The sequence below is a fragment of the Citrobacter freundii complex sp. CFNIH9 genome, assembly GCF_002903305.1.
In the GTDB taxonomy this organism is placed as follows: Bacteria; Pseudomonadota; Gammaproteobacteria; order Enterobacterales; family Enterobacteriaceae; genus Citrobacter; species Citrobacter portucalensis.
The window spans coordinates 1,272,780-1,298,451 of the sequence record NZ_CP026238.1; the positions used below are offsets into that span (position 1 = coordinate 1,272,780).

General features: G+C 54.4%; 23 protein-coding genes. 6 read left to right on the forward strand and 17 right to left on the reverse strand.

Annotated elements, in window-relative coordinates; genetic code table 11:
* Window positions 1-70: 70 nt before the first annotated feature.
* On the forward strand, window positions 71-1,723 hold the full coding sequence (gene ushA / locus C2U43_RS06345) for a bifunctional UDP-sugar hydrolase/5'-nucleotidase UshA (RefSeq protein WP_103284819.1): 1,653 nt from the start codon (window positions 71-73) through the stop codon (window positions 1,721-1,723).
* A gap of 107 nt (window positions 1,724-1,830) precedes the next feature.
* Here ushA and ybaK read toward each other — a convergent pair whose 3' ends face one another.
* The 10 genes from ybaK to C2U43_RS06395 form a co-directional block, all read right to left on the reverse strand.
* Entirely contained in the window at window positions 1,831-2,310 is a 480-nt protein-coding gene (gene ybaK, locus C2U43_RS06350; RefSeq protein WP_003831056.1) for a Cys-tRNA(Pro)/Cys-tRNA(Cys) deacylase YbaK, read from the reverse strand.
* Between the two features lie 200 nt (window positions 2,311-2,510).
* The gene (locus C2U43_RS06355) at window positions 2,511-3,305 is read right to left on the reverse strand and encodes a TraB/GumN family protein (RefSeq protein WP_060682642.1); all 795 of its coding nucleotides are present in this window, start codon (window positions 3,303-3,305) and stop codon (window positions 2,511-2,513) included.
* Window positions 3,306-3,458: 153 nt separating this feature from the next.
* Window positions 3,459-5,960 carry a copper-exporting P-type ATPase CopA gene (copA, locus tag C2U43_RS06360; RefSeq protein WP_032942557.1) on the reverse strand — a complete coding sequence of 834 codons (2,502 nt, stop codon included), beginning with the start codon at window positions 5,958-5,960 and terminating at the stop codon, window positions 3,459-3,461.
* A gap of 147 nt (window positions 5,961-6,107) precedes the next feature.
* The gene (locus C2U43_RS06365) at window positions 6,108-6,878 is read right to left on the reverse strand and encodes a heme ABC transporter ATP-binding protein (protein ID WP_032942558.1); all 771 of its coding nucleotides are present in this window, start codon (window positions 6,876-6,878) and stop codon (window positions 6,108-6,110) included.
* On the reverse strand, window positions 6,875-7,867 hold the full coding sequence (locus C2U43_RS06370) for a FecCD family ABC transporter permease (protein WP_103284820.1): 993 nt from the start codon (window positions 7,865-7,867) through the stop codon (window positions 6,875-6,877). Before C2U43_RS06370 ends, C2U43_RS06365 begins: the two co-directional genes overlap by 4 nt.
* A gap of 51 nt (window positions 7,868-7,918) precedes the next feature.
* Entirely contained in the window at window positions 7,919-8,542 is a 624-nt protein-coding gene (chuY, locus tag C2U43_RS06375) for an anaerobilin reductase (RefSeq protein ID WP_100272828.1), read from the reverse strand.
* Window positions 8,542-9,036 carry a heme utilization cystosolic carrier protein HutX gene (gene hutX, locus C2U43_RS06380; RefSeq protein WP_032942563.1) on the reverse strand — a complete coding sequence of 165 codons (495 nt, stop codon included), beginning with the start codon at window positions 9,034-9,036 and terminating at the stop codon, window positions 8,542-8,544. Before hutX ends, chuY begins: the two co-directional genes overlap by 1 nt.
* A 12-nt stretch (window positions 9,037-9,048) precedes the next feature.
* Window positions 9,049-10,386: a heme anaerobic degradation radical SAM methyltransferase ChuW/HutW gene (gene hutW, locus C2U43_RS06385; protein ID WP_008783980.1), complete on the reverse strand. Its 1,338-nt coding sequence runs from the start codon at window positions 10,384-10,386 to the stop codon at window positions 9,049-9,051.
* Window positions 10,387-10,404: 18 nt separating this feature from the next.
* Entirely contained in the window at window positions 10,405-11,229 is an 825-nt protein-coding gene (locus C2U43_RS06390; protein ID WP_103284821.1) for a heme/hemin ABC transporter substrate-binding protein, read from the reverse strand.
* Window positions 11,230-11,231: 2 nt separating this feature from the next.
* The gene (locus C2U43_RS06395) at window positions 11,232-13,376 is read right to left on the reverse strand and encodes a TonB-dependent receptor plug domain-containing protein (RefSeq protein WP_103284822.1); all 2,145 of its coding nucleotides are present in this window, start codon (window positions 13,374-13,376) and stop codon (window positions 11,232-11,234) included.
* 290 nt (window positions 13,377-13,666) lie between these two features.
* On the opposite strand from C2U43_RS06395, the gene cueR reads away from it, so the two are divergent.
* Entirely contained in the window at window positions 13,667-14,077 is a 411-nt protein-coding gene (gene cueR, locus C2U43_RS06400) for a Cu(I)-responsive transcriptional regulator (RefSeq protein WP_008783984.1), read from the forward strand.
* Here the strand turns inward: cueR and C2U43_RS06405 are convergent.
* From C2U43_RS06405 to C2U43_RS06420, 4 genes are read right to left on the reverse strand one after another with little or no spacing between them, the layout of a single operon-like run.
* A complete protein-coding gene (locus C2U43_RS06405) occupies window positions 14,074-14,790 on the reverse strand; it encodes a DUF3142 domain-containing protein (protein WP_103284823.1) in 717 nt (238 codons plus the stop codon). The genes cueR and C2U43_RS06405 overlap by 4 nt on opposite strands.
* Entirely contained in the window at window positions 14,760-16,904 is a 2,145-nt protein-coding gene (locus tag C2U43_RS06410; protein WP_103284824.1) for a hypothetical protein, read from the reverse strand. The genes C2U43_RS06405 and C2U43_RS06410 overlap by 31 nt, the downstream gene beginning before the upstream one ends.
* Window positions 16,905-16,923: 19 nt before the next feature.
* Window positions 16,924-17,382, reverse strand: a complete 459-nt coding sequence (locus C2U43_RS06415; protein WP_048235951.1) for an NfeD family protein — start codon at window positions 17,380-17,382, stop codon at window positions 16,924-16,926.
* Window positions 17,379-18,296, reverse strand: coding sequence for an SPFH domain-containing protein (locus C2U43_RS06420; protein WP_003831073.1), 918 nt, complete (start codon window positions 18,294-18,296; stop codon window positions 17,379-17,381). Before C2U43_RS06420 ends, C2U43_RS06415 begins: the two co-directional genes overlap by 4 nt.
* 133 nt (window positions 18,297-18,429) lie before the next feature.
* Here C2U43_RS06420 and fetA point away from each other — a divergent pair, with 133 nt between their 5' ends.
* Window positions 18,430-19,107: an iron efflux ABC transporter ATP-binding subunit FetA gene (gene fetA / locus C2U43_RS06425; RefSeq protein WP_008783988.1), complete on the forward strand. Its 678-nt coding sequence runs from the start codon at window positions 18,430-18,432 to the stop codon at window positions 19,105-19,107.
* Window positions 19,094-19,873: an iron efflux ABC transporter permease subunit FetB gene (gene fetB, locus C2U43_RS06430; protein ID WP_003831075.1), complete on the forward strand. Its 780-nt coding sequence runs from the start codon at window positions 19,094-19,096 to the stop codon at window positions 19,871-19,873. The genes fetA and fetB overlap by 14 nt, the downstream gene beginning before the upstream one ends.
* Window positions 19,874-19,978: 105 nt before the next feature.
* Here fetB and C2U43_RS06435 read toward each other — a convergent pair whose 3' ends face one another.
* From C2U43_RS06435 to tesA, 3 genes are all read right to left on the reverse strand, one after another.
* Window positions 19,979-20,833, reverse strand: coding sequence for a co-chaperone YbbN (locus C2U43_RS06435; protein WP_032942575.1), 855 nt, complete (start codon window positions 20,831-20,833; stop codon window positions 19,979-19,981).
* A 58-nt stretch (window positions 20,834-20,891) separates the two neighbouring features.
* Window positions 20,892-21,662, reverse strand: coding sequence for an SDR family oxidoreductase (locus C2U43_RS06440; protein ID WP_003835790.1), 771 nt, complete (start codon window positions 21,660-21,662; stop codon window positions 20,892-20,894).
* A gap of 163 nt (window positions 21,663-21,825) precedes the next feature.
* A complete protein-coding gene (tesA, locus tag C2U43_RS06445) occupies window positions 21,826-22,443 on the reverse strand; it encodes a multifunctional acyl-CoA thioesterase I/protease I/lysophospholipase L1 (protein ID WP_087051704.1) in 618 nt (205 codons plus the stop codon).
* On the opposite strand from tesA, the gene ybbA reads away from it, so the two are divergent.
* Both ybbA and ybbP read left to right on the forward strand, forming a co-directional pair.
* Complete coding sequence (gene ybbA, locus C2U43_RS06450; protein WP_008783992.1) at window positions 22,411-23,097, forward strand: putative ABC transporter ATP-binding protein YbbA; 687 nt, start codon at window positions 22,411-22,413, stop codon at window positions 23,095-23,097. The genes tesA and ybbA overlap by 33 nt on opposite strands.
* Entirely contained in the window at window positions 23,094-25,508 is a 2,415-nt protein-coding gene (ybbP, locus tag C2U43_RS06455; protein ID WP_103284825.1) for a putative ABC transporter permease subunit YbbP, read from the forward strand. Before ybbA ends, ybbP begins: the two co-directional genes overlap by 4 nt.
* Window positions 25,509-25,672 lie beyond the last annotated feature (164 nt).

Below are 25,672 nucleotides of genomic sequence, written 5' to 3' on the forward strand. Positions count from 1 at the left end.
GAAAACATTTTCGACTATTATTTCATATCATTGTAATTTCAGTCGTTGATTTTGGCTCAGGGAGAGAAATATGAAGTTTTTAAAACGGGGCGTGGCGCTGGCGTTATTAGCCGCATTTACGCTGGCAGGTCAGCCTGCACAAGCGTACGAAAAAGATAAAACCTACAAAATTACCATTTTGCATACCAACGATCATCACGGTCACTTCTGGCGCAGCGAATACGGAGAATACGGACTGGCGGCGCAAAAAACGCTGGTGGACGGTATTCGTAAAGAGGTGGCAGAGGAAGGGGGCAGCGTACTGCTGCTTTCCGGTGGCGACATTAATACCGGCGTACCGGAGTCCGATCTGCAGGATGCGGAACCTGATTTTCGTGGGATGAACCTGATTGGCTATGACGCGATGGCGGTCGGAAACCACGAGTTTGATAATCCCATGACCGTATTGCGTCAGCAGGAAAAATGGTCCAAATTTCCGTTTCTCTCGGCCAATATCTATCAGAAAAGCACCGGCGAGCGTTTATTTAAGCCGTGGGCCATCTTTAAGCGCCAGGATTTAAAAATTGCTGTACTCGGTTTAACCACCGACGATACGGCGAAAATAGGCAACCCCGAGTTCTTTACCGATATTGAGTTCCGTAAACCTGCTGATGAAGCCAAACTGGTTATCCAGGAACTGAATATGGGTGAAAAGCCAGACATCATTATCGCGACCACCCATATGGGACATTATGACAACGGCAACCACGGCTCGAATGCCCCTGGCGATGTCGAAATGGCGCGTAGCCTGCCGGCGGGATCGCTGGCGATGATTGTAGGTGGTCACTCGCAGGATCCGGTGTGTATGGCTTCAGAGAACAAGAAGCAGGTTGATTACGTACCAGGTACGCCGTGTGCGCCAGACAAGCAAAATGGGATCTGGATTGTGCAGGCGCACGAGTGGGGGAAATATGTGGGCCGGGCGGACTTTGAGTTCCGTAACGGCGAAATGAAAATGGTCAACTACCAGCTCATTCCCGTCAACCTGAAGAAAAAAGTGACCTGGGACAACGGTAAAAGTGAGCGCGTACTCTACACCCCGGAAATAGCTGAAAATCAGCAAATGCTTTCGTTGCTGACGCCGTTCCAGAATAAAGGTAAAGCGCAGCTCGACGTGAAAATCGGTAGCGTCAATGCGCGCCTCGAAGGCGACCGAAGCAAAGTCCGTTTCGTGCAGACCAACATGGGACATTTGCTGCTGGCTGCGCAAATGGCGCGAACCAGCGCTGATTTTGGCGTGATGAGCGGCGGTGGCATCCGTGATTCCATCGAAGGCGGCGATATCACTTATAAGAGCGTGCTGAAAGTACAGCCGTTCGGAAACATCGTGGTGTATGCTGACATGAGCGGGAAAGAGGTGATTGACTATCTGACCGCCGTGGCGCAAATGAAGCCGGACTCCGGGGCCTATCCACAGTTTGCCAACGTCAGCTTTGTGGCGAAAGACGGCAAGCTTAACGATTTGAAAATCAAAGGTGAACCCGTTGACCCAGCCAAAACCTATCGCATGGCAACGCTAAGCTTCAACGCGACCGGCGGCGATGGCTATCCGCGCATTGATAACAAGCCTGGCTATGTGAATACCGGGTTTATTGATGCAGAAGTGCTGAAAGAGTTCGTGCAGAAGAACTCACCGCTGGATGCCAGTGTGTATGAGCCGAAGGGGGAAGTTACCTGGCAGTAACAGGGCGGAGTGCCGGATGGCGGTGCGGGCACCTTATCCGGCCTACAGGTCAGTGCGATTTGTAGGCCTTAAAGCTGCGCGCCATCAGGCAATCATTCTATAACCGCTTAATCGCGGCGTGCGATGTCGGCGAATTTCGCATCCAGAATTTTCGCCAGATCGCCCGCTGCCAGTTCGATATCCAGCCCGCGTTTGCCGCCGGAAACATAAATGGTGTCAAACGTCTGGGCAGGGGCATCAATGAGCGTTGGCAATCTCTTTTTCTGTCCTAATGGGCTGATCCCCCCCACCAGATAACCGGTGGTTCGTTGCGCAACCATTGGATCGGCCATATCAACCTTTTTAGCCCCCAGAGCCTTAGCGACCTTTTTGAGATCCAATTGACCGGCTACAGGCGTGACCGCAACTGCCAGATGCTTCATATCGCCATTCACGGCAACCAGCAGCGTTTTGTAGACCTGGTCCGCATTCAGACCTAACTTGCGCACCACTTCATCACCAAAGTTCGTCTCGGACGGATCGTGATCGTAGGTGTGGATCTGGAAAGAAATTTTGTTTTTTTCGAGTAATTTAACGGCGGGTGTCATAGCAATTTTCCTGGACCAGACAAAATACGACTCAAGCATACGCCTGATGTCTGTCTAAAAAATAGTACCATCTTGCGCAATAGTATTGGCAGGATGATGACTTTGAGCGACAATCGAACTACACCGATGCTTTAAGCATTGGGATCATAATAATGATGAAATTCCTCTTTGACGGGCCAATAGAAATATTGGCCATTTTTTTACCGTAACATCTCCGGCAAATTTCCCTCTCCGTACAGATGTAGCGCGCCAACGGCCACGACGTAATGACCAGCAGGCATCGCCCTGAGCCGATCGCGCCAGGCTGTGTTGCGTTGATGCATCAATACGTCATACAACGACTGGCTAAAGGTATTGGGAAGCGCCAGTTCGCTATTGCGTGGCGGTGTTTTAAGCCACCAGCCCATCATCTGTTGCAACAATCTGGCATTGGTATGCCAGTGCGTCAGAGTATCGTCCAACAGAGCCAGTCCGTTATCAGGCAACTGACATAACAGCTCGATTTGACTGGATGCGCCCTCCAGCTCGATAACGGGTTTATGCGCTTGTTTTGCCGCTTTCAGCAATTGGTAATCAATTCCGTATTCCGCCCGTAGCCCCAACTGCTGTGCCTGTGTCGCCTGTAATACCATGGCGATTTGCCACAACGGCTGAGTAGATAACAGCGATGGGGAAATACCCAGTTCGTTGGTGACTTTACGCAGGTTTTCTAACTGCTCCGGGCTGATACGTTCTTCGAGTGCGGCAAATGTAGGAAGGTTAGCAAACGGCGCGTCGTCACCGGAAACATCCGCTTCGACAATCAGCGCGTCGGCATGGTTGAGTTTTTTGAGTAATTTGGCAGGCAGAGGTGCCATATCGCGACTGCCCATGTGAATACTGCCAATCAGATGAAAATGGCGGTTGCCGGGCAATGAAATGTCGATGGCAGGCCAGGTATAGTGGTTGCCGCGTAGCGCGGTGAAAAATGTTTTTACCCGGTATAACAGATCCATACGACCTCCCTAAGTAGACTTTCATGCTAGCGCGTGGTCCAGGAAGGTGCAATGCGCGAATTGCCGGATGGCGACGCGAAATCGTCTTATCCAGCCTACAATGTTACTTGCACTTTGTAGGCCGGATAAGCGTGAGCGCCATGCGGCAGGGGGTTACTCTTTCGGTTTGAAGCGCAGCAGTCGGTTAGCGTTGCTCACCACAGTAATGGAGGAGAGTGCCATCGCCGCTCCTGCAACGACCGGATTCAGCAGTGTTCCGGTGAACGGCCACAGGATCCCTGCGGCAACGGGAATACCGATGCTGTTATAAATAAACGCGCCGACCAGGTTCTGCTTCATATTACGCAAGGTTGCCCGGGAGATAGACAGCGCATCCGCGACGCCCATCAGGCTATGGCGCATCAGCGTAATCGCGGCGGTTTCAATCGCCACATCGCTGCCGCCACCCATGGCAATCCCTACATCGGCCTGAGCCAGCGCAGGTGCATCGTTGATACCGTCACCCACCATGGCAACCTGACGCCCCTGGCTTTGCAGACGTTTAATCGCCTCGGCTTTACCGTCCGGCAGAACACCGGCAATCACCTCATCAATACCGGCTTCTTTGGCAATAGCGTTAGCCGTGGTCGGGTTGTCACCGGTAAGCATCACCAGACGATATCCGTTGCGGTGCAGGCGCTGAAGTGCTGCCACGCTGTCGCTACGCAGCGGATCACGCACCGCTAACAGAGCAGCCGCTTTACCATCAATCGCCAACAGGACCGGGGTTGAACCCTGGGATGCCTGAGCGGTGATTTCAGCTTCCATTTCAGTGGTATCTACCTGTTGCTCATTGAGCAGCGCCTGGTTGCCCAGCAGCAGCGTATGACCTTCCGTTTCACCGCTTACGCCTAAACCGCGCAGCGTACGGAAACCATTGACCTGTGGCAGCGTAACATCACCGGCTTTGTCCAGTATCGCTCTGGCCAGCGGGTGGCTGGACCCCTGTTCAAGGGCTGCTGCCAGACGAATTGCCAGTGCTTCATCGGTGTTGCCAAACGTTTTGATGGCGACAACCTGCGGTTTACCTTCAGTCAATGTCCCGGTTTTATCAAATACGACGGTATCAAGCGTACTGGCGCGCTGAAGCGCATCGGCATCACGTACCAGAACCCCAAACTCAGCGGCACGACCCACACCGGAAATAATCGACATTGGTGTAGCCAGGCCCAGCGCACAAGGGCAGGCAATAATCAGTACGGTAGTGGCAATCACCAGCGTATAAACAATTTGTGGTGCCGGCCCGAAGAAATACCAGATTGCCGCACTCACCAGCGCAATGACGACGACGACCGGAACGAACACTGAGGAGATACGGTCGGCTAGTTTACCAATCTCCGGTTTACTGCTTTGCGCCTGGCGCACCATACGAATAATGCGTGACAGCGTGGTGTGGCTGCCAACGGCACTGGCGCGGAATAGCACGCTGCCATCCTGTACGACCGTACCGGCGTGGACGCTATCGCCTTCGCCTTTTTGTTGCGGAATAGGCTCTCCGGTCAGCATGGCTTCATCCAGCCAGGCTTCGCCCTGAGTGATTTCGCCATCTACCGGAACGCGGTCACCGGTGGTCAGGCGCAGCAACATTCCCGCCTGAACGTCTGCCAGCGGCACGTTCTTTTCACCTTCGTCAGTAACAACACGCGCGGTCGGCGGCGTCAGATCGAGTAATTTTTCCAGTGCTTTGGACGAACGCTGGCGAGCCCGCGCTTCCAGCATGTGCCCGAGGTTAATCAGACCGATAATCATCGCACTGGCTTCATAATAGAGGTGTCGCGCTTCCATCGGGAACCATTGCGGCCAGAGGTTGACGCTCATGGAATAAAGCCATGCCACCCCCGTACCCAGCGCCACCAGCGTATCCATAGTCGCGGTGCCGTTCATCAGGCTTTTCCACGCGTTGCGGTAAAAATGACCGCCCGCGAAAACCATCACGGCAAGCGTTGCCAGACCAATCGTCAGCCACAGGCTGCGGTTGTCGGCAGTGACCATCATGTTTTCGCCAATCATTCCCCATACCATGACAGGGATACCCAGCAGCAGCGCGACGGCCGCCTGCCAGCGAAAACGTTTCATGGTTGCTACGGCGGTTTCTTGCTGACGCTCGCGGCGCTTAACATCATCTTCAATGGCTTCTGCGCCGTAGCCCGCTTTTTCCACCGCTTTCACTAACTGGTCGGCGGACGCACTGCCCATTACCAGCGCAGTACGTTCCGCCAGGTTTACCCGTGCCTGCGTGACACCCGGTACGCTTTGCAGAGCATCTTGTACGCGGATAACACAGCTGGCGCAGCTCATGCCGTTTAACAGCAACTGTTGGCTGTCATCATCAGCCGTAGCTGCCGGAAGCTCGGAAGGGACCGCTGCCAGTGCTTCCGACGGGATTGATGACTCCGTCAGCGGTTTAGCCTTTGGGTGGCTTAACTCCGCGCCGTAACCGGCTTGTTTGATGGTTTCAATCAGCGCTTCAGCACTAGCGCTCCCGGTGATGTGCGCTTCAGTCACAGTGACATCCGCTTGCTCAACGTCCGGGCGTTGCTCCAGACTTTCTTTAACGCGTTTTACGCAGTGACCACAGGACAAGCCGTCCAGGGTTAGATCAATTGTTTGAGACATAACCAACTCCTTTATTGCAGGATTAACTGACTGTGATAAAGGTTAAACCTTCCATCTAGGGGAAGGTCAAGGGAGTTTTTAGAAAAGGTGCAAAAAGGGCGTAAAGGAAGAAAAACGGGAACGTCAGGTCAGCACGTTCCCGGTCTGTTATTGATTGAGAACGATAAGCGGCGTTCGATGCTGCGGTTCATTCATCACCGTGAGATCGGCGCCGTACAGTGCATTTAGTGACGATTGCTGCAGAACATCCTGCGGACGACCGTTATCAACTATCCTGCCGCGTTCCATCAATACAACGCGGTCAGCATAGCGCGCCGCAAGGTTGAGATCGTGCAGGACGCAGCAGACGCTGAACTGTCGTTCACCTACCAGACGACGCAGCAGACGAAAAAGATGCTGTTGGTGGTGAATATCCAGGGCGGAGGTGGGTTCATCGAGAAACAACCATTTTGGCCTGGGTTCGGGCTCCCAAAGTTGAACCAGCAGACGCGCCAGCTGTACCCGCTGTTGTTCTCCTCCCGACAGGTGCCGGTAATCGCGCGCGGCCAGCGCCTGGCAGTCACACAACGTCATGATGTGCTCCGTTTCATCGCCCGTGTTGCGCGTACGATACGGATGCCTGCCCATGCGGATGACCTCCTGCACGCTAAACGGGAAGGCCATATGACTGTTCTGGCGCATCACGGCACGGGTTTTTGCCAGCTCGGTGATTGACCACTCGTTCAGCGGCTTGCCAAACAAGCTACAACGCCCGCTGTGGGGCTGCAGATAGCCCGTAAGCTGGCGCAGCAGCGTCGATTTTCCGGCACCATTCGGGCCAAGAATCGCGATGATTTCTCCATCAGGTAGCGTCAGGGAAACGTCATCGGTCAGTCGTCTGCCCTGAATGTGGTAGACCAGATTTTCAGCGACGATCATGACATCCTCCGGCTACGCAGTATTAACCACAGGAAATACGGTCCACCGATCAGACTGGTTAACAGACCAACAGGCATTTCGGCAGGCTGAACAAGAGTGCGGGCCAGCGTGTCGGCAATCAGAAGTAAACAGGCGCCGGCCAGCGTAGAGCAGGGAATCAACCAGCGATGATCGGCGCCGGTAGTCATTCTGATCAGATGCGGGATCACCAGGCCAATAAAGCCAATCACGCCGCTGACGGAAACGGCAGCGCCAACCAGGAGCGAGCTGAGCAACAGTAACTGCTGGCGCTTACGTTTGACGTTTATGCCGAGGTAATGCGCCTCTTCATCACCCAACTGCAGCAAATTAAGCGTTCCCGCCATACAGACGGTGACTGCAATGGCTGGAAGAACAAACGTGCTGGCAACCAGCAGCGTTGGCCACTGGGCCTGGCCGAGATTCCCCATCATCCACAGCGTAAGTTGACGTAGCTGCTGTTCGTCGCCCACATAGCTCAGCACACCAATAGCCGAACCGCACAGAGCATTGATAGCGATACCTGCTAACAGTAGTTGCATCATTCCGCCGTGGTTATGACGCTGACTTATCAGGAAAATAATCGTGCAGACCACCATGCTGCCCGCGACGGCAAAAATCATCTGCTCATACAACACCAGCACTACGGGGAATGAAAATGGGATAACTATCGCGATGCCGACCATCAGCGCGGAGCCGCTGCTGACGCCAAGCAGGCCGGGATCGGCCATTGGATTGCGAAAAAGTCCCTGCATAATGACCCCTGCCGTAGCCAGCGCAGCACCGACCAAAACGGCCAGCAGTACGCGGGGCAGGCGGATGTTCAACCAGATATCTCGGTATTCGTCGTTGAACAGGGCGCTGAAGCTAATGTTCAACGCCCCCTGGCTGGCACCGAACAGCATCAGAGCGACCAGCAAGAGAGAAAGGCCCGTCAGAATGCTGACGGAAGAAAGCGAGTCCTTAAGCACGCAACGCTCCATAACGTCTTTGCGGCGCGAAGTTTCCGCGCCGCGAGGGGTTTACGCGGGTTTCAGTCCCGGCTCAACTAAACTGTAAATCTGGTTATTGAGTGTCGGCGCCGTGGCCAGTTCGTGAATGTGCCTGGCAACATCCGCGCGCATCACAAAGCCATGACACTCCTCGGCCTGTATGCGTTGCGCCAGACCTGTGGCTTCACCATTCAGCAAACCGCCGGGGCGGAGAATGGCGTAGTCCAGTAGACTGGTTTGTAGCCAGCTTTCAGCCAACGATTTTTCCCGTACGGCCTGGCCAAATGCGGCCCTGGCGCGTGGGGACAAAAAGGGCCAACTGTCGCCACAGCCCAGAGAGGTAACCAGAATCATGCGTTTGATCTCAGCTTTTTCTGCTTCATCAATGACGGTTCTGTGCGCCAGATAATCCTGGGCACCGCCCATGGAGGAGATCACCGTGGCATGCTGACCCGCTGCGCGACAGGCGCAGGCGGTGACCTGGCTGTCGCAGGCGTCGCCAATAAAGACCTGCACACCTTTTTCCTGCAGCCCGGCAGCAACCTGGGGATTGCGAACGACAGCAATCACCGGACGATGCTCCGCCAGTGCGAGCTCCAGCGTTTTCGCGCCGACGCCGCTTCCACCTGCACCAAAAATAAGCCATGGAGCCATCAGGCATGTTCCTTTAAAGATGAAGACAACGTGTGAAAGGCGCTGACCTGTTCGGCCAGCAGCTGTCGATGCTCATCGCGACCGAGGAAAATTTTGAACATAGCGCTACCCGCCTGGTTGAAGAAGAGAATGGACGCAGTGTCCATTCCCATAAATTTGCGTTCAATCAGGGCAATATGCGTGCAGTTTTCTGCCTTGATATGACCGGTCATGCCTTTTTTGCCGCGCAGGTTGAAGTAACCGTGGCGGTGGAATCCGGAAGGTAATTCACCGGTGAATTCCAGAATGACATCAGCAGTATGGACCAGGGTGGTGACTTTGCCCCATTCGCAGACGGTTTCCCAGACGGTATCAAATTGACTGCCGGAAACCAGCGTTGGGGAAGGGAGATTTTTCACCACCTCCAGCAATGTAGTGTTGTACTGGGCTGCGATAGCTTCCAGCGTACCGTCCGGCTCAGTTTTCAAAAAATCCTGTAAAGAGACATGGCTCATTATTCACTCCTTTTATGGTTGCTCTACCGCAATGCGCGGCGCGTTAAGTTCCTGAATCAGTTCATCAAGAGACTGCAAAATATTGCTCGCCCAAAAACGCCCTTCATTGGTCAGGCGTACACAGGTGCTGGCATCTCGCGTCAGTCCTGCGTGATGCCATTGGGTCAGTAGCGGGGCCAGTTTTTGTGCATGAGGCGTCAGCTCATCCAGCGGAATGCGGGCCGTCTCAATACCGGCCTGGAGAGTGTGTCGCCACTGGAAACCACGCTCGGCGGTGCGCATCATCATCATTAGCGGTTTTTTTCCGGCGGCGATAGATTCATGCCATGTATTCAGGTTGCGCTCGACCATCCAGGAATAGCCATTGACTGACCCTCCTGCGCCAGAGCCGAATGCCAGACAGTCTGCACCCTGTTTAATCAGCAGGTTGTACAGATTGCGTTCCCGTGTGGTACGCGCCCAGTGGCTGTTGCTGATGCAGCGCCAGCCCGCGCTGTCCATGAAATCGCAGCCCTGAAGATAGAGATCGCGGCGTTCGGCGGGAGAGGGAACGGTTGTGCGCCCGGTTTCAACCGCTTTGCCAAGCGGTGTATTAGGGATCAGATTCAGCGCATAAAGATCTACGCCGTCGAGGCCGATATCGCGGGCAATCGCCAGATCCTCGCCCCACAGTTTTGCGTCTTGTCCTGGCAGACCAAACAGCAGATCGCACACCACGGCGGCACGATCTCGTTTTACCAGTCCCTGCATAAAGGCCGTCGCGGTCGGGCCGTCCGAAGTACGCGCCATTTTCTTGCGGATTCGGCTGTTAAAAGACTGAATACCGATTGAAAATCTATTGGCGCCAGCGTCAAGGCAGGCATCAATTCGCGCATCGTCAAAATTGAGCACCCGTCCCTCAATGGTGATTTCGCAGTCCGGCGCCAACGGTAGCTTGTCACGCAGCGCGGTAATGATTCTGGCCAGGTCCTGTGCAGACAGCGCAGAAGGCGTACCGCCGCCAAAATAGACGGCGTGAATGGGGGCCGACTGATGTAATGCGCTATCAGCTTCCATCTCTATTTCGCGCAACAGCGCGTTGGTGTAGAGGGCGCAGTTGTCTTCTTCAAATCGGTTTTGATAAAAACCGCAGAAAGTACAATGTGTTGCACAAAAAGGAATATGCAAGTACACCAGCCGTTTACGCGGTGGGGTTGGCTGGTTGATGACCTCCTGCCAGGTCTGTGACAATAGCTCTTTGGCAACCGGGATCGCCCCACGCCAGGGCATCGTGGCGCGGCGATCCTTAAATGGCTGACTTCCCTCGAGCGCAAAATGCGCGGTGAGATCCAGCGAATGTTCAGTTTTCATTCTTCTTAATAAATCCAGTTAGTGAGGCCAGAATTGCTGGTGCAGGGCTTCAACCGCATCGGCGACGCGTGGTCCCATTCCCAGAATCAGCGCCTGGTCTACCGCCACAATGCGCTGGTTTTTCCAGGCCGCAGTGTGGGTAATACCGGCAATCGCGCTCAGGCGAGCCAGACCGCCATCGACCATTTGCGACGTCACCACGATCACCTCCGGGTTGGCGGCGATCAGTGACTCCGCGCTGTAGCTTTTATACTGCGCATGGGTGGCGACATTTTGTGCGCCTGCGAGGGTCATAATGGCATCGGCAACGCTGCCTTTTCCGGCGATCTGAGGTGCGCTGCCGCCAGCAGAGAGAATGAACATGGCTTTGACCGGCGCGTTTTTCGCCGCCACGCTGTGCTTAATACGCTCCAGACGTTGCTGCAGGCGATTGACTAGCGCCTCACCTTGGTCAGGAATGTGCAGTGTTGTAGCCAGTTCTTGAATGTTGGCGTACATCTGTTCGACGGTGGCCGGTACGCGCGGCAACGTCACGACGTTAACCTTTTGCGCCCGCAACTGATCCAACACGATTTGGGGACCTGCATCCTGCCAGGTGATAAAGCTGTCCGGATGGAGCGACAAAATGCCCTCGCTGCTTAACTGCTTCCAGTAGCCGATATGCGGGAGTGCGGCAGTTTCGGGCGGATACGAGGTGGTTTCATCAACGCCAACCACCAGGTTGCCGACGCCCATGGCGTATACCAGTTCACTAAGCGAGCCGCCCGCCACCACCAGGCGGTCGGCGGACTGGGCACTGAAAACGCAGGCGAGGCTCAGTAAGCCAATCATGAGCTTTTTCATCGTCAGAAATTCCACGCAAAGCCAACGGCGGCATTGAAACCAGCATCTGGAATAGATTCATGTGCGGTTCTGTAACGCTTATCGGTCAGGTTGTTGAGCGCGAGGTTGACCTGATACTGGTCCTGCGTACCGAACTCGGTGTTGAATGCGAGGTTAAGTGTGGCCCAGCCTGGGTAGTTGATTTCCGTGGTGCCGGTATTATCTTTAGCGCTGGACGCCGCGCGGATAAAGGCATCGGACGTCACGTTAGCGACATTCATCAACCAGGTATGTTTCAGGCCGACACGCCCGGTCAGCGTGGGTTCGCCGGTATCCCAGGTTTTTAGGGTATTGCCTTCGTACTGACGGCGAATGAGATTACCGCTCAGGTAAGGTGAAACCGCCCAGCCGTTGTATTCTGCGGTGAGTTCCATGCCCCAGGTTTTGGCCCGATCGATGTTTTCGTAGTAGTAATAGCCGCCCCGTGAAGAGGTGGTATTACCGCTGCAAACGGGTTGGCCTGAACAGGCCAGGCTGGCGATATAGTCTTTGGCTTCGGAGTAATAAATGGCGCCGTCAATCAGCCACATATTCCCTTTATACCGTGCGCCCAGCTCATAGTTATTCGAGTGTTCCGCCTTCAGGTTTGGGTTGCCGTAGGTCACGCTTCCGCCTGCGGACGTCTGCATAAACAGCTGAGTCAGCGTGGGGAAAACATAGCCCTGGGCATATGCTGCCCGGAGTTCAAGACCTTTAAAACCGGAATAGCGTAGGCTGGTTGAGGTCACCAGTTCATCATCGTGTACTGAAGTTCCCCCGGTGGAATGCCAGGTGCTGCCGCTGCTTTGCAGGGTTTGCGTATCGTTGCGATTGAGCTTCGAAGACAGCCAGTACTGGCGTGCGCCTACGGTCCAGGTCCAGTCATCGGCAAAGCGCCAGTCGTTTTGCGCGAACAATGAGGTGTTGCTTTGCTCCGCTTCGTTGTATGACAGGGTGCGGGTTTGCGTATCGAAGAAGCCGGTAGCTGCGGTCTGGCGCGTACTGCCGTCCGTGTCCTGTTTGATTTTGTCATGCTGATATTGAGTGCCAATCACCAGCTCGTTGTTCGCGGGAAGGGAGAAATTGCCCTGCAGCGTTACCCCCTGGGTATACTGTTTGTCGTTGGTATTGGTTTGATTGTTTATCGTCAGCGCTTTAATCGCCGGGCTGGGGATTACCTGAGTCGTTTTGACCCGGTTTTCAAATTTGCGCTCTATTGTCTGGGTGTATGCGTCAACATGGATTTTCTTCAGGTAATCCCCGCCAGCCGCGTAGTCGTAGAAAAGACCGATTTTCTCGCGTTCCAGCTTAGGTATTTTGACGCTAAAGTCGTCGAACTGGCCCTCTGGATCGTCAAACCAGGTTTGAGTAGACAGTTTGTAACGATCGATGGAGAGTCCGATTTTATGGCGATCGAAATTGTAGCCAAGCCACACGCCCTGGCCGTTATTACGGAAATTGGTGTCGGGCAATCTCCCGTCAGGCGTATCGCGGTCCCCCTGGTCGGAATAGCTGCCATTGATGCGGTAGTCAAAGTTTCCGATGCTGCCCCAGGCTGCTGCTGATTCTTCCCATCCTGCCGTTGCGGAGTTATAAACGGCCTTAACGCTGCCGCCGAGAGGCTTATCGCCGCCTTTTTTCGTAATAAAGTTTACGACACCGCCAATCGCCTGCGAACCGTAAAGGACAGAGTAGGGGCCTTTTACTACTTCAATCCGTTCCAGCGCGGATTCGTCAATCAGCAAACCGGCCCCGTAGTTTTGCCCGGCGCGCTGGTAGCTGACGACCTGGCCGTCGATCAAAATCAGCACCCGCGAAGAGGCTTCGCCACGGATACGAATTTGTTTCCGGCCAGCGAGGGCGTTATCGGTGACTTCGACGCCGGGAATATCTTGTAAATCATCAGCAATAGAAACGCTGGTGGAGTTTTGCAGCGTCTGGCGATCGATAACCTGAATAGTTGCCGGGCTATCCCAGAGACTACTTTCAGAGCGGTTAGCCGTGACGATCACCGTATCATCGTCGGGCGTTGAAGCGTGTGTTGTAGAGGTAGCTGCAGAAGCAGCGCCGGACATGCATAATGTCAGGGCTGAAAGAATAAATGGCCTTTGGTTAATCCGTGGCAACATAAGAGAACCTTTATTAAATGTAAATGATCATCATTATCATTCGCATTTGTATATAAAAATGTTTCCCTTTGTTCAATATGAAAGATGCATAACCAATATATCTTTTGATTTGAGTCAATTTTGTACGGTCAATAAATACTGAAATGTGATCTGTATCGGGTATAACAATGTGAATAGAAAGGATTTATTCATCTCTTTGTTGGCTTATAATGTGCAGAGTTCTCGGGTAAATGATTACGGCAATCTGGGCTATAATGTGGCTCAGCACCAACAAGCACCGCGGGGGAAATGTGAATATTAGCGATGTTGCGAAAAAAACCGGTTTAACCAGCAAAGCCATTCGCTTTTATGAAGAGAAAGGACTGGTGACGCCGCCGCTGCGTAGTGACAATGGCTATCGCACTTACAACCAACAGCATCTGAATGAACTGACGTTGCTGCGTCAGGCGCGGCAGGTTGGATTTAATCTGGAAGAGTGCGGCGAGCTGGTAAACCTGTTTAACGATCCGGCGCGTCATAGCGCGGATGTGAAAAAGCGCACCCTGGAAAAGGTGGCGGATATTGAGCGGCATATCAGTGAGCTGCAGGCCATGCGCTTGCATTTACTGGCGCTGGCGGACAGTTGCCCGGGTGATGACAGCGCTGAATGTCCGATTATGGATAATCTCTCCGGCTGCTGCCATCACAAAGCGAAGGCTTAACGGCGAGAAGGATTAAGCATAAACACCACCGTGCCGCGGTACCACGGAGATTTCTCAAGCTGCGCTTCAGCCAGTGGATCTCGGCTACCGTTTTGCACCAGTCCCAGCTTAAATGGAATGCGCAGGCGGCTCAGCGCGGGTAGATACGCCTGATAATTCGTCACCGTGTGACGCCCCTGATAGCTTTGCACCACCAGTTCATCGACCGCCAACGCGTTCAGCGTAGCGACGTCGCCCGTTTTTGCCCAATCCAGTAGTCCGGTTACGCCTAGCGCAAACTCGGCCGGGAGCTGTTGGCGCAGTTGCTGCAGAAAGCGGGCGTGGTCGGTCAGTTGATGGGTCGCTGCGTCAAAATCAACCTGCAGGCCGACGACGTGATTCCCGGCGGTCTGCCAGCGCTGCATCAACCGTATGATACGCGCCGGGATCTCTTCCGGTACGTCGAGGGTTGTAAAGCGTACGGTCAGCCAGATTGAGGGAAAAGACAGACGACTGATCGGCAGTCCGAGGCGCTGGAACACCACGTTACCGGAACGAACCAGTACCTCGCCCTGGTGCAGATAAACCGTTTGCGCGTCTTTCAGCTCGTTACTGGCCTTCACCCCAGACCACAGCCAGAAGGCTGAATGTTCACGGGCGGCGACGATATCCGCCGCCTGTGCCTGGCCGAGAAGCAGTGCGGTTACCAGTAATATTTGAGTTTTTGCGCCCACGGGCTTCCCGGATACTGCGTTTTCAGTTGGGTGAACCAGCCCTTACGCTGCATTTTGTCCACGTCTTCTCCGCCACATTCGTTAGCGCCTGATGGCGCATAGCACATGATGGCGCGATACAGCGCGAAGCTCTTATCTTCGACTTCCGCGGTGGGTGAGGAGATTACCTGCTGGTAGTAGCTCTGTCTGTCGAACTGGCCGAACGGTTTCTTACGCGAAATAGCTGATTCAAGCACGTCGTTGCCAGCGCTGTTTTTCCACAGATCGACATGTGTTTGCGTGGTGCGGAAGAATTCGCCAAGGCAGTTCAGCGCGTGAGCATCATCCGCTTTTTTGCTCAATACCGTTACCGTTTCATTGAGGCTGCGGCACGTATAACCCGCCTGCGCCGTGTCGCCATTCCAGTCGAATATGCTCAGGTTAACGTCAGCAAACGCTTCGCCAATGACCGGTGATGTAATCGCGCTGGCCAGTTTTCTGTCAGTAAGCCAGTCGCCAAAACGATTCTCTGTAAGATCCCGCACCAGCAGCGTATGCAACGCAATGGTACGCTCTTCGTTATTCGGGCCATGAACGGCCTGCTGGCGCAGCAGTTCTGGCGTGGCCTGCGTTTTCAGCACCTGCGAACGAAAGCGCAGGTTGTTCACCGCGCTATTCGGTGCGAAAACCGCTGCCACGTCGCCGCTATATACCAGCGTGGCGGCAAGCTTAGCCTGCACATATTGCTGCTGTTCGTTATCCTGGCTGAGTTTTAACAACTGCTGCCAGAAATTGCTCGCCGCGGTCCAATTCTTCTGGCCCATCAACGCTTCGCCGTACAGCACCTGTTCGCTGAAGGCGAGGGTATCGTGAGCGGCAAGTTTCTGCGCTGGCGTAACTGCCTGAATAATTGCCGCGTAGTTGCCCGTTGCCAGCCACAGATTCAGTTGCAGATCGCGCCATAGCGGCAGTTTTTGGCTTTGTTCAAACACCGGTTTGCTGGCGTCGAGCTGTGCCTGCGTCAGCGTCGGTTTGTTATTGTTATCCAGGCGCAGCGCGCGTAGTAGCTCGATATAGCTGACTCGCGGCGCGTCGGGGAAGGCCTCAACGACGGACTGGTCGTAGAACGCCATGCCATAGACATTATCGTATTCGATGACATTTTCGCGCAGTTGCTGTGCGTCAGCCGACTGCTTCAGCGTCTGTTCATACAACCCGGCCAGCTGCGGCCATGACTGTAAATACCAGTTGATGCGACGCAACATGCCTCGTGAAGAGTCAGCGTAGAGTCCTTGGGGAAAACGCTGTAGATAGGCCTGCGCCAACTCTTGAGCCTGAGTGGCATCCTCGCGGTTAATTTTCGCAATATCAAAATCGCCGTACTCGCCCACGCTGTTCTGACTGCTCTTGTTCAACGCCGTGCGCATCAGCATGTATTGCGCGGTCTCTGCTAACCACGGACGGTCGCTTGTAGCAAGCTGAGTGAAATCCCGTTCGGCACTGGCATAATCACCGGCATAGAAACTGGCGGCTGCTGCCAGATAGCTTTTATAGGGCAGAGCTTGAGAATCTGCCGGGAAGGTGGCAAGAGAAGACTCAATTTGCTCGCGGGTTGCCCCAGAAAGCAGTCCTGTACGCGCCTGGGCTAAAGCCTGACGCTGTTCCGCTGTTAATGTGGAATCGGCCAACAGCGCGGCAAAAAAGGCGCTAACGCTCCCGGTATTATTCGAAACATGACGGTTCTCTAGCTCAGCGTCATTGATGTTTATTTCGTCGGCGCTAATGTTCAGCTCGGCCATCTGTCGGGAGAGAGGACTGTCCGCGGCGGATGCCTGAGCTGCCGCTGTTTGCGGGGCAGCCTCATCCCATTGCGGGTGATAGGCAAAATAGAAATCGCGGGAGCGGGTGATGTCTGCGGGCATTGATTGCACCGGCAGAGCAAATGATTTTTCCTGGCTCAGCAGCCGCAGCAGATTGTCGCGGCTGTCGTTTTCAGGGTTAAAGGTCGGCGTTCCCTTTAGTAGACAGCTGTCGTCGCTCCATTTGCAGTCTTCCATATCGAACGAAGCGAATGCCTGCGGGGCGGCGGTCAGCAATGTGCAAAGGGCAAAGGCAAGGGATGTCTTCCTGACCATAGTCTTATTTCCTGTCTCTTTAGTGTGATACCGCTTTTATAATCAGGGTGATTCCCTCAACGGCAATGACTTCAACCTGCGTTCCGGCGCTCAAATCATCGCGGGCGCTAACGGGCCAGGAGCTGTCGCCGACGCGCATATGTCCCCGGCCATTGACCAGGTTAGTTTCCAGAGTAAATCGACGGCCAACTAACTGTTGTCCACGTTGGTTAAGATGGCTGTCGGCTGGCTGCTGCTCCTGAACGCGTCTTGCCAGCCACTTCCACCACAGCCAGGCCGCCAGCAGGGTGAGGGCGGCGAACATCGCCCCCTGCCACGCCCAGTCTAGTGGAACGAGCCAGATGACCAGACCGGTAATCACCGCTGCCACGCCACTCCACAGCAGATAGCCGTTGCCGCCCAGCATCTCGGCGGCCAGTAACAGACCACCGAGGCTGAGCCAGAAGATATGCGGGTGCACCAGAATCATCGCTATCATGATTTTTTCCGCTCGCTGGCGCTGTCCTTAACCAGTTCGGCGATCCCGGCAATGGAGCCCATCAGGCTGCTGGCATCCAGCGGCATCATCACCACTTTGCTGTTATTCGACGAGCCGATATGCTGCAGCGCTTCGGTGTATTTCTGTGCCACGAAGTAGTTCACGGCCTGAATATCTCCGGCGGCAATGGCCTCTGAAACCATCTGTGTTGCGCGGGCTTCTGCTTCTGCGGAACGTTCACGCGCTTCAGCCTGTAAAAATGCGGACTGACGTTCACCTTCCGCGATGAGGATTTTCGACTGCTTCTCACCTTCGGCCTTGACGATTTCCGCCTGGCGGATCCCTTCGGCTTCCAGAATGTAGGCGCGCTTGGTACGTTCGGCTTTCATCTGCGCGTTCATGGCGTCAATCAGTTCCGCCGGTGGACGCACGTCGCGGATCTCAATACGGGTGATTTTTATGCCCCAGGGATTCGTGGCCTCATCAACGATATGCAGCAGGCGCGTGTTGATGTTGTCGCGCTGGGAGAGCATTTCATCGAGCTCCATCGAGCCGAGAACAGTACGAATGTTGGTCATGGTCAGGTTGATGATCGCCAGTTCCAGGTTGCTGACTTCATACGCGGCTTTCGGCGCGTCGATCACCTGAATAAAGCACACAGCATCAATCGAGACGTTGGCGTTATCTTTGGAGATGACTTCCTGAGAGGGGATATCAAGCACCTGTTCCATCATATTGATCTTACGACCAATGCGGTCCATGAACGGTACAACAAGGCTTAAACCCGGTTGCAGGGTTTTGGTGTAACGGCCAAAACGCTCTACCGTCCACTGATATCCCTGCGGGACGATTTTGACGCCTGCGCCGACGATCACCAGCGCGACAAAAATAAGAATAGGAATAAAAATGAGCATTGATGAAACCTCCTGTTGTGCTGTCCTTTACTGCCTCATTAGTCAAATTATACCCGATTTATCAAGGTGGGCTCCCCTATAATAAATTACAGGGATAGACTATCTGCACGAAAGATGTAAAAAGGGATTGGTAATGGAAGAAAGCAGCATTCTGCTTCAGTTAAAAAATGTCGCATGGCAGGCAGGGGCGACGCAGGTTCTTAATAACATCTGTTTTGATCTCCGCGCCGGAGAATTTAAGCTGATTACCGGCCAGTCCGGCTGCGGTAAAAGTACGTTACTCAAGATAGTCGCGTCGTTAATTAGCCCGAGTTCTGGTGAAATCCTTTTTGAGGGTAAGGAGATATCAACGCTTAAGCCTGAAGCTTATCGCCAGCAGGTCTCTTATTGCGCGCAAACGCCCGCTTTGTTTGGTGACACCGTTTACGACAATCTCATTTTCCCCTGGCAAATTCGCGACAAACGTCCAGATCCGGATGTGTTTCTGGCCGATCTGGCCCGCTTTGAGTTACCCGAGACGATCCTCAAAAAAAATATCAATGAGCTATCCGGCGGCGAAAAGCAGCGCGTCTCGTTAATTCGTAATTTGCAGTTTCTGCCGAAAATTCTGCTGCTTGATGAAATCACCAGCGCGCTGGATGAATCCAACAAGCGTAATGTGAACGAATTAATTCACCACTATGTTCGCGATAAGAATATTGCTGTGCTGTGGGTGACGCATGACAAAGATGAAATTGATCATGCGGATAACGTCATAACCCTTCAACCGCACGCCGGTGAAATGCAGGAAGTAAGTAATGAACGAGCATAATATTACCAATGAATCCCTGGCGTTAGCGATGATGCTGGTGGTGGTCGCGATACTGATCAGCAACAAAGAAAAGCTGGCGTTGGAAAAAGATATTCTCTGGAGCGTTTGCCGGGCAGTGGTTCAGCTTATTATCGTGGGCTACGTGCTGAAATATATTTTCGGCGTCAACCATAGCATTCTGACCTTATTGATGGTGCTGTTTATCTGCTTTAACGCGGCCTATAACGCGCAAAAACGCAGTAAATATATTGATAAAGCTTTTCTCTCGTCGTTTATTGCTATTACGGTGGGTGCGGGGCTAACGCTTTCGGTGCTGGTTCTTTCAGGCTCTATCGAGTTCACGCCGATGCAGGTCATCCCGATCTCCGGCATGATTGCAGGCAATGCGATGGTGGCGGTGGGGCTGTGTTACAACAATTTGGGGCAGCGGTTTAACAGCGAGCAGCAGCAAATTCAGGAAAAACTCAGCCTCGGCGCAACGCCGAAGGTGGCTTCTGCACCGCTTATTCGCGACAGCATTCGCGCCTCGCTGATCCCGACGATTGATTCAGCGAAGACCGTAGGACTGGTGAGTTTACCGGGAATGATGTCAGGACTGATCTTTGCAGGTATTGACCCGGTAAAAGCAATTAAGTATCAGATTATGGTGACGTTTATGCTGCTATCAACCGCCAGTCTGTCGACCATTATCGCCTGCTACTTAACCTATCGAAAATTCTATAATTCGCGCCACCAATTAGTGGTAACGCATTTGAAGAAGACGTGATGTGATGCCGTATGGCGGCTACCGCCATATCCGGCCGACGGGAATGAGGTGTTGGTTGTGTTTGTAGGCCCGATAAGCGTAGCGCCATCGGGCATGATGAACCAATTAGTACAACAGCGCGTACAGCTGGCGGCGATATTTCGAGGCCAGCGCATCACCGGTACCCAGTGCGGCAAGGATCTCCTGGAAAGTCTTACGCGCCTGACCGTCGGCTGCCGTAAGATCTTTCTTCAGGTGACTAAACAGCAATTCCAGCGACTCTTCGTTGCGTCCGACCTGGTGTAACTGAATGGCCAACTGCGTTGCCAGCGCCGCATCCTGTGGATTGCTGGCGACCTGCTGCTGCAACTGTTGGATTTCCGGTGTATCAGCGGCCTGCTTCAGCAGTTCGATCTGTGCGATAAGCCCTTGATAGCGGGTGTCCTGATCCTGCAACGGAATGGTTTTCAGTACCGCTTCGGCTTCATCAGAACGGTTCAGGGCGATTTGCGTTTCCGCCAGCAGCAGACCGATTTCGCTGCTCTGGTTGGAGATCTGCCAGGCTTCTTTCAGCAGCGGCAGCGCATCCGCGTGATTACCGGCTTCGATGAATTCGATAGCCTGGCGTGCTTTCAGCTCTTCTTCGCTCGGCAGCACTTTCTCCAGCAGCGCGCGAATAACCTCTTCCGGTTGCGGACCCTGGAATCCATCTACCGGCTGGCCGTTCTGGAACAGATAAACCGTAGGGATCGCGCGCAGACCAAACTGGGAGGCGATCATCTGCTCGGCGTCGCAGTCCAGCTTAGCGAGAATAAACTGACCGTTATACTGGGCGGCAAGGTTCTCCAGTACCGGCGTTAATTGCAGACAATGCTGGCTGCGCTCAGACCAAAAATAGAACAGGACCGGCGTGGTCATCGACTGTTCGAGGGTCTGCTGTAGGTTCGATTCGTTAATGTTAACAATATTCTGTGTGGACATGGAGTTACTCTCTTTTGTCGATTTCTTGTTACATGGGGGCTGACGCGCGAGCTTCAACTCAACCCTGTAAAATTTTGTCCATTATGCGGCCTGGCAACAGGCGTTTAAGCAGCATCACTGCCCAGGTCACCAGCGTAACCGGATAACGTAGCTTTGGTTTATCGCTCTCAAACGCATGACGCACTTTGGCGACAACCGCTTCTGGTCCCAGCGTAAAACGCGCGGCAATGCCGGGATTTTCAACGGGAGCATCGCTCTGGGTCTGGTTGACGTTTTCGGTAAAGCGGGTACGGATGGGGCCGGGTTCAATCAGGCTGACCTTAATCCCGCTGTGGCGCAGTTCCATACGCAGTGCGTCGGACCAGGCTTCCAGTGCATATTTGCTGGCGGCATAGGCGCCGCGTCCCGGCGTTGAGATCAATCCCATCACCGATGAGGTCATCACAATGCGCCCTTCGCCGTGGGGTAACATGGCAGGTAACAGGCGCATGGTAAGCTGATGTGCGCCAAAGAAGTTGGCGGAAAACTGCTGTTCCATCTGTTCACGGCTGATGGTGGGCAGGGGACCATAGACACCGTATCCGGCGTTGTTAAAGATCCCATATAAACGATTATCGGTCAGGGCGATCACTTCATCGGCGGCACGATCCACGCTTTCGGGTGAATCCAGATCCAGCAACACGCCAGTGAATCCCATGCTGTTCATACGCGCGACATCGTCAGGTTTGCGACAGCCTGCCAGAATTTGAAAACCCTGGCGCTTTAGCTCAAGCGCACTTTCCAGGCCGATTCCGCTGGAACATCCTGTTATTAAGACCGATTTTTGCATAACTTTACCTGTCAGGATCTCCGTTGAATTACGAGTCGTGATTTACTATATCCGTCATACTTCAAGTTGTCTGCGCGTTGGCTACGCTCGCTCACCCCAGTCACATAGTTATCTATGCTCCTGGGGACTCTCTCACTTGCCGCCTTCATACAACTCGAATTATTTAGGATAGAAAAGGGGTGAGATGTTGCGCCATCCAGTCGGCGATAAACGGCTGGGCGTCACGGTTAGGATGAATACCATCATCCTGCATCCACTGGGGTTTCAGATAAACCTCTTCCATGAAAAATGGCAGCAGAGGGATATCAAACTCTTTGGCGAGCTTTGGATAAATCGCGCTAAAGGTTTCATTATAACGGCGACCGTAGTTTGCCGGCAGACGAATTTGCATCAGCAGTGGTTCGGCATTTGCCGCTTTTACGTCCTGCAGAATCGTGCGCAGGGTTTGTTCGGTTTGCGCAGGCGCGAAGCCGCGCAGGCCGTCGTTGCCGCCAAGTTCGACCAGCACCCAGCGCGGCTGGTGCTGCTTGAGTAATGCAGGCAGACGGGCCAGACCTTGCTGCGAGGTGTCGCCGCTAATGCTGGCATTCACCACCGGCGTTTTGGTTTGCCATTTATCATTAAGTAGCGCAGGCCACGCGGCGCTGGCGGACATTCGGTATCCGGCGCTCAGGCTGTCACCCAGAATTAATAACGTGTCCGCTGCGGCGGCGCGGAAAGTTAACAGGACCAGGAACAGGAAAGGCCAATGCCAGCGGAAAACATTGTTGAAGTTCATCATCTTAAGAAATCCGTCGGTCAGGGTGATCATGAGCTATCCATCCTTACCGGAGTTGAACTGGTTGTCAAACGCGCCGAGACCATTGCGTTGATTGGCGAGTCGGGATCGGGGAAATCTACGCTGCTGGCGATTCTCGCCGGGCTTGACGATGGCACCAGCGGTGAAGTCAGCCTGGTGGGGCAGGCGCTGCACACCATGGACGAAGAAGCCCGGGCGCAGCTGCGGGCGCGACACGTGGGTTTTGTCTTCCAGTCATTCATGTTAATTCCGACCCTCAACGCGCTGGAAAACGTCGAACTGCCCGCGCTGTTGCGCGGCGAAAATAGCGGAAAAAGCCGCGACGGGGCAAAAACGCTGCTCGAGCAACTTGGGCTGGGAAAACGTCTCGATCATCTTCCGGCCCAGCTTTCCGGCGGGGAGCAGCAGCGCGTGGCGCTGGCGCGAGCGTTTAACGGTCGCCCTGACGTGCTGTTTGCCGATGAACCAACGGGCAACCTCGATCGCCAGACCGGAGACAAAATAGCCGACCTGTTGTTTTCTCTGAACCGGGAACACGGCACCACCCTGATTCTGGTGACGCATGACCCGCAGTTGGCGGCGCGTTGCGACAGGCGCTTACGTCTGGTGAATGGACAGTTGCAGGAGGAGGCATGATTGCACGCTGGTTCTGGCGCGAATGGCGCTCGCCTTCACTACTGATTGTCTGGCTGGCGCTGAGCCTGGCGGTAGCCTGTGTGCTGGCGCTGGGCAATATCAGCGATCGTATGGAAAAAGGGCTGAGCCAGCAAAGCCGTGAGTTTATGGCGGGCGATCGGTCGCTACAAAGTTCGCGTACCGTGCCGAAAGCGTGGATTGACGAGGCGCGACAGCGTGGCCTGAAGGTGGGCGAACAGCTCACCTTTGCCACCATGACTTTTGCCCGGGATACGCCGCAGCTGGCGAACGTCAAAGCGGTAGATGATGTGTATCCGATGTACGGCACACTGCAAACCAACCCGCCGGGACTGAAACCGCAGCCGGGCTCGGTTCTGCTGGCCCCACGTCTGATGGCGCTACTCAACTTAAAAGTCGGTGATTCCATCGACGTTGGCGATGCCACGCTGCGTATTGCCGGGGAGGTGGTGCAGGAGCCGGATTCTGGTTTTAATCCGTTCCAGATAGCACCGCGTCTGATGATGAACATGGCGGATGTCGAAAAAACGGCGGCGGTCCAGCCGGGAAGCCGCGTGACCTGGCGCTATAAATTTGGCGGGACGCCATCGCAACTGGAAGCCTATGAAAAGTGGCTGCTGCCACAGTTAAAGCCTGAACAGCGCTGGTATGGGCTGGAGCAGGATGAAGGGGCGCTGGGGAAATCACTTGAGCGTTCGCAACAGTTCTTGCTGCTTTCGGCGCTGTTAACGCTGCTGCTGGCGGTCGCCGCGGTTGCCGTGGCTATGAGCCATTATTGCCGCAGCCGTTACGATCTGGTGGCTATTCTGAAAACCCTCGGTGCGGGCAGAGCGCAACTGCGCAGGCTGATTGTTGGTCAATGGCTGATGGTGCTGGCGCTGTCTGGCGTGACCGGCGGACTATTCGGACTGTTATTCGAGCGCGTGCTGGTGCTGCTGCTCAAGCCGGTTCTGCCTGGAGAACTACCGCCTGCCAGCCCCTGGCCGTGGTTATGGGCACTAGGCACCATGACGGTGATTTCGCTATTGGTGGGGTTACGCCCTTACCGCCTGCTGCTGGCAACGCAGCCGCTGCGGGTGCTGCGCCGTGACGTGGTGGCAAACGTCTGGCCCCTGAAGTTTTATTTGCCGGTGGTCGTGATAGTCGTGATTGCACTGCTTGCTGGACTGATGGGCGGAAGTCCACTGCTGTGGGCGGTACTGGCTGGTGCGGTGGTACTGGCGCTGTTGTGCGGGGTGCTCGGCTGGATGCTGCTCAACGTGCTGCGTGGTCTGACGCTCTCCTCACTGCCGCTGCGTTTGGCGGTCAGTCGACTGTTACGCCAGCCGTGGTCAACGCTCAGCCAGCTATCGGCATTTTCGCTTTCCTTTATGCTGCTGGCGTTGTTACTGGTGCTGCGCGGCGATCTGCTCGACCGCTGGCAGCAGCAAATGCCGCCGGAAAGTCCGAACTATTTCCTGATCAACATTGCCACCGAGCAGGTGGTTCCGCTGAAGGCTTTCCTGTCCGAACATCAGGTGATCCCGGAATCGTTCTATCCGATTGTGCGGGCGCGTCTGACGGCTATCAATGAGAAGCCGACCGAAGGCAATCAGGATGAGGCGCTGAACCGCGAGCTTAACCTGACCTGGCAGGATACCCGACCGGATCATAACCCGATAACCGCCGGAAGCTGGCCGCCAAAAGCGGGCGAGGTGTCGATGGAAGAGGGGTTAGCGAAACGGCTGAACGTCAAACTCGGCGATCGGGTGACTTTTATGGGCGATACCCAGGATTTCAGCGCCATGGTCAGCAGTCTGCGCAAAGTGGACTGGGAAAGCCTGCGGCCCAACTTCTTCTTTATCTTCCCCTCCGGCGCGCTGGATGCTCAGCCGCAAAGCTGGTTAACCAGCTTTAGCTGGGAGAACGGCAACGGCATGCTAACGCAGCTTAACCGCGAATTCCCGACCATCAGCCTGCTGGATATTGGCGCCATCCTCAAACAGGTGAGCCAGGTGCTGGATCAGGTGAGCCGCGCACTGGAGGTGATGGTGGTACTGGTCACCGCCTGTGGCATGCTGCTGCTATTGGCGCAGGTCCAGGTCGGGATGCGTCAGCGTCATCAGGAGTTGGTGGTCTGGCGCACGCTGGGAGCAGGTAAGAAGCTGCTGCGTACCACGCTGTGGTGCGAGTTCGCCATGCTCGGGATGGTTGCCGGACTGGTGGCGGCCATCGGTGCGGAAACAGCGTTGGCGGTACTGCAAACCAAAGTGTTTGATTTCCCGTGGGAGCCAGACTGGCGACTGTGGGTAGTATTACCATTTAGTGGAGCATTGCTGCTCTCTTTATGCGGCGGATGGCTCGGTTCACGTCTGCTAAAAGGTAAAGCGCTGTTCCGTCAGTTCAGTAGTTAATTCATATTCGTGATGATTACGCACCGGTTTTAAAATCGGTGCGTCTTTTTTTCTATGTAGCACAAATTGATAACTCCTTGATATTTAACAGCACAGAACAATAAAAACCCAACAACACGAGAGTATTAATAAACGTTAATATTTGTGTGCTGAATAATTTGCAG

Bases quoted from the DNA above. Each gene is read 5' to 3' on its own strand.
- ushA (WP_103284819.1), top strand. From the start codon at position 71: ATGAAGTTTTTAAAACGGGGCGTGGCGCTGGCGTTATTAGCCGCATTT.
- ybaK (WP_003831056.1), bottom strand. From the start codon at position 2,310: ATGACACCCGCCGTTAAATTACTCGAAAAAAACAAAATTTCTTTCCAG.
- C2U43_RS06355 (WP_060682642.1), bottom strand. From the start codon at position 3,305: ATGGATCTGTTATACCGGGTAAAAACATTTTTCACCGCGCTACGCGGC.
- copA (WP_032942557.1), bottom strand. From the start codon at position 5,960: ATGTCTCAAACAATTGATCTAACCCTGGACGGCTTGTCCTGTGGTCAC.
- C2U43_RS06365 (WP_032942558.1), bottom strand. From the start codon at position 6,878: ATGATCGTCGCTGAAAATCTGGTCTACCACATTCAGGGCAGACGACTG.
- chuY (WP_100272828.1), bottom strand. From the start codon at position 8,542: ATGGCTCCATGGCTTATTTTTGGTGCAGGTGGAAGCGGCGTCGGCGCG.
- hutX (WP_032942563.1), bottom strand. From the start codon at position 9,036: ATGAGCCATGTCTCTTTACAGGATTTTTTGAAAACTGAGCCGGACGGT.
- hutW (WP_008783980.1), bottom strand. From the start codon at position 10,386: ATGAAAACTGAACATTCGCTGGATCTCACCGCGCATTTTGCGCTCGAG.
- C2U43_RS06390 (WP_103284821.1), bottom strand. From the start codon at position 11,229: ATGAAAAAGCTCATGATTGGCTTACTGAGCCTCGCCTGCGTTTTCAGT.
- C2U43_RS06395 (WP_103284822.1), bottom strand. From the start codon at position 13,376: ATGTTGCCACGGATTAACCAAAGGCCATTTATTCTTTCAGCCCTGACA.
- C2U43_RS06410 (WP_103284824.1), bottom strand. From the start codon at position 16,904: ATGGTCAGGAAGACATCCCTTGCCTTTGCCCTTTGCACATTGCTGACC.
- C2U43_RS06415 (WP_048235951.1), bottom strand. From the start codon at position 17,382: ATGATAGCGATGATTCTGGTGCACCCGCATATCTTCTGGCTCAGCCTC.
- C2U43_RS06420 (WP_003831073.1), bottom strand. From the start codon at position 18,296: ATGCTCATTTTTATTCCTATTCTTATTTTTGTCGCGCTGGTGATCGTC.
- fetA (WP_008783988.1), top strand. From the start codon at position 18,430: ATGGAAGAAAGCAGCATTCTGCTTCAGTTAAAAAATGTCGCATGGCAG.
- fetB (WP_003831075.1), top strand. From the start codon at position 19,094: ATGAACGAGCATAATATTACCAATGAATCCCTGGCGTTAGCGATGATG.
- C2U43_RS06435 (WP_032942575.1), bottom strand. From the start codon at position 20,833: ATGTCCACACAGAATATTGTTAACATTAACGAATCGAACCTACAGCAG.
- C2U43_RS06440 (WP_003835790.1), bottom strand. From the start codon at position 21,662: ATGCAAAAATCGGTCTTAATAACAGGATGTTCCAGCGGAATCGGCCTG.
- ybbA (WP_008783992.1), top strand. From the start codon at position 22,411: ATGCCAGCGGAAAACATTGTTGAAGTTCATCATCTTAAGAAATCCGTC.
- tesA (WP_087051704.1), bottom strand. From the start codon at position 22,443: ATGATGAACTTCAACAATGTTTTCCGCTGGCATTGGCCTTTCCTGTTC.
- ybbP (WP_103284825.1), top strand. From the start codon at position 23,094: ATGATTGCACGCTGGTTCTGGCGCGAATGGCGCTCGCCTTCACTACTG.